We start from the raw sequence: 3,224 nt of genomic DNA, 5'->3' as shown, positions 1-3,224 counted from the left end.
TCAATATAATCCTGCATCTTCCCAGCTGTCAAAAGATAATCTGTTCCATTTTCCTTAACAGATGGAAATGGTGAATTTTCTGTATAATCATTATATGTAGCCGGATAGATCAGTATCTGTCTTTTTGGCATAAATTCTCCACAATCTCTAGCCATCAAAGATAATGCTGCACAAAGATTCCCTCCGGCACTATCTCCGATCAATGTAATATTTTCGGGTTTTATGTTGAGCATAAAATCTCCGGAATATAATGTTTTCGCAACGGCATAACAATCTTCCAGACCTACCGGGAATTTATCTTCCGGTGCCAGTCGGTATTCAACTGCAACTACATATTGTCCGGTTGCATTAGCAAGCCGGGCACAAATTCTTTCATAATTATCGATACTCTCTGTAACCCAGCCGCCGCCATGTATAAACAAAAGCATCTTTTTATCTTGAATATTATGTTTCTTTTCTTCACTCTCACGAAAACTTTTTTCAGTTGGAAAGAAAATACGAATCGGGACTGCATGACTCCCGTTATATATTTTCTCATCTATTTTTTTATAAAAAATCTTCATCGGATCCAATCGTTTTAAATCCGCCATATGACGAAATGCTTCTACTTCCACACCATCAAAAGACAGAGCTTTCAAAATCTTCTTCGCTGTCTGATTAATCAATACTATATTCTCCTTATACCCGTTCTTATGTCTGTAAAAGACTACGAGCCCATTATATCATAAAGTGCTTATTAAAGTGAATTTAATATTACAAAAAGCACCAGCCAACTGAATGACTGGTGCTTTTAACATCAATATACTTTATTTTGTATAAACTGTATTCCCTTTTGCAATTACTTCAACAAGCTGAAGTTCCTGGTCAAGAATACAAAGATCCGCATCATAGCCTTCTTTAACCTTACCTTTTCCTTTGAGGCGAAGAATATCTGCCGGATTAGATGTAATTGTAGAAATAGCTATTTCTAAAGGAATTTCTGTTTTAAATACACATTCTTTTACTTCCTTCAGAAGGCAGCTGGACTGTCCAACGCCCATTCCAAGGAATTCGCCATCACTACTGTACATCGGAAGGCTTCCCTGTCCATCAGAAGAAATTGTCATACGGTCAGGATTTACTCCTGCATCCAACATCCGTTTGATACCATTACATACACGTACCTCATCACAGATAGTTTCCCAATAGTCAATATCTTCATTTCCTGTAAAGTCTACTGCTCCGCCTTTCAGCGCATACTCAATCGACTTGCCAAAAAGCATCTCATTTCGATTGATATGTGTTGGCAGTATTTGAGAAGCCGGTATCTCTGTCTCATCTACCACTCGTTCAATAAGATCTAAGCATCTCGGACTGTCGCCAAGATGAACATTTACAATACCAGCTTTCCCGGAAAGAACACCACCAAGTCTTGTATCCGCAACGACACGTGCAAATTCCTCAAAAGTCGGCTGTGAAGACCGATGATCAGAGATCGCGATTTCTCCGGTTCCAATGATTTCCTGAATCATCATAATATCTTTCACAATACTGTCAGTCAACGTGTGAACCGGAATCTGATAACTGCCTGTATAACAGTATGCAGACATTCCCTGCTCATTCAATCCTTTTGTCTTTGCAACCAGTGCACACATATCACGACCGATTCCATCTGTTCCAAGGCAGCCAACAACTGTTGTTACTCCAAACTTCGTAAGTCCTTCCATAGTTGCTTCCGGAGTACGATTGGCGAATCCACCTTCGCCACCGCCTCCAAGTACATGAACATGACTATCAATGAATCCCGGAGTTAAAAGTAAACCCTCTCCATTGATCATTTCTGCCTCAGAAAGAAATCCCTCTGCGGATATAGAACCTGCATCTTTAATCTTGACAATCTTATCATTGATTGTAAGTACATCTTTTTTCCCCAGATGCTGTGGAGCATAAACATCAATATTCTGAATTAATTTCATCATAAATCACTCCAAATTATACAATGTATGTTTTAGAATCCAATTCCAACTGCAATAAGAACTGTAATGATTGCACCAATCATTAAGACGCCAAGGAATTTCCACATGAATTTAATCCAGTTAGACCACTCAATCTTTGCAATTGCAAGAGATCCGATCAGACATCCAGATGTAGGAACAATCAGGTTTGTAAATGCATCACCAAGCTGGAATGCAACTACAGCTGTCTGTCGTGAAACACCTAACAGGTCTGACAGTGGAGCCATGATCGGCATTGTGATCGCAGCCTGCCCTGTTCCGGATACAACAAAGAAGTTGAATACGGACTGGAACAGATACATAAGTACTGCTGCAACCGCTCCGGAAACTCCAGACAATGCATTTGAAATATTATACATAATTGTATTGATAACTGTAGGTGTTGTCGGATCTGATCCACCAAGAACCTGCATGATACCCTGTGCCATAGCAACAACAAGTGCAGCACCAATCAGATCTTTTGCTCCATCTTTGAATGATATTGCGATATCATTCAGTTTCATATCGTTCAGTTTAAAGATAACTCCGATCACACCGGAAACAATTCCCATAATAAAGAACTGTGTAGCAATCTCTGGCATGTAGTATCCTTGAGTCATAACTCCCCAAACTACCCATACTACTGTAGCAGCCAGTGTCAGAAGAACTAAAATGTGTCCAAGACCAAATGAATGTCCTTCGTCAATTCCTGTTTTTTCATTTTGCTCACGGAAATAAGAATCTGTCTTATATGCGATTGAGATTGTCGGAGTCTTTTTAATCTTTGACGCATAGAACATAGTCATTCCACAGCCAAGAACTGTAAATACTACCCACATTACCATACGGAATCCTGCTCCGGAGAATACATCAATACCTGCAATACCCTGTGCAATACCTACAGAGAATGGATTCATCCAGGATGAACCGAAACCAATCTGTGTTGCAACATAAGTAACAAGAACTGCGATAACTGAATCATATCCAACTGCTACAAACAACGGACAAAGAATCATAGTAAACGGAAGTGCTTCTTCTCCCATTCCAAAAACTGCTCCACCAAGAGAAAACAGTACGAAAAGTATCGGAATCAGCAGTTTTTCTGCTCCCTTTGCCTTACGGATCAATCCGATCAATCCGGATTCAATCGCACCTGTACGGATCATGATACCGAATGCACCACCTACTACCATAAGGAATGCGATAATCTCGATTGCAGAACTATTTACGATTCCGTTATACATATAGTTG

At 39.8% G+C, this 3,224-nt stretch carries 3 protein-coding genes; all 3 read right to left on the bottom strand.

All coding sequences use genetic code 11. The annotated features are described in order from the left end of the window. On the bottom strand, positions 1-665 hold a 665-nt coding region (locus AC075L_RS07545), incomplete at its 3' end, for an alpha/beta hydrolase (RefSeq protein ID WP_476387480.1). 141 nt (positions 666-806) lie between these two features. Then, positions 807-1,955 (bottom strand): beta-aspartyl-peptidase, encoded by a 1,149-nt coding sequence (gene iadA, locus AC075L_RS07540; RefSeq protein WP_118409444.1) that lies wholly within the window; start codon positions 1,953-1,955, stop codon positions 807-809. Positions 1,956-1,987: 32 nt separating this feature from the next. Further along, a partial coding sequence (gene yfcC, locus AC075L_RS07535) for a putative basic amino acid antiporter YfcC (protein ID WP_476387479.1) occupies positions 1,988-3,224 on the bottom strand: 1,237 nt, incomplete at its 5' end.

Source organism: Blautia sp. ZXY-1-B12, assembly GCF_056339915.1.
Note: the sequence above shows the minus strand (reverse complement) of the source record. Positions and strands in the feature narration are given on the sequence as shown.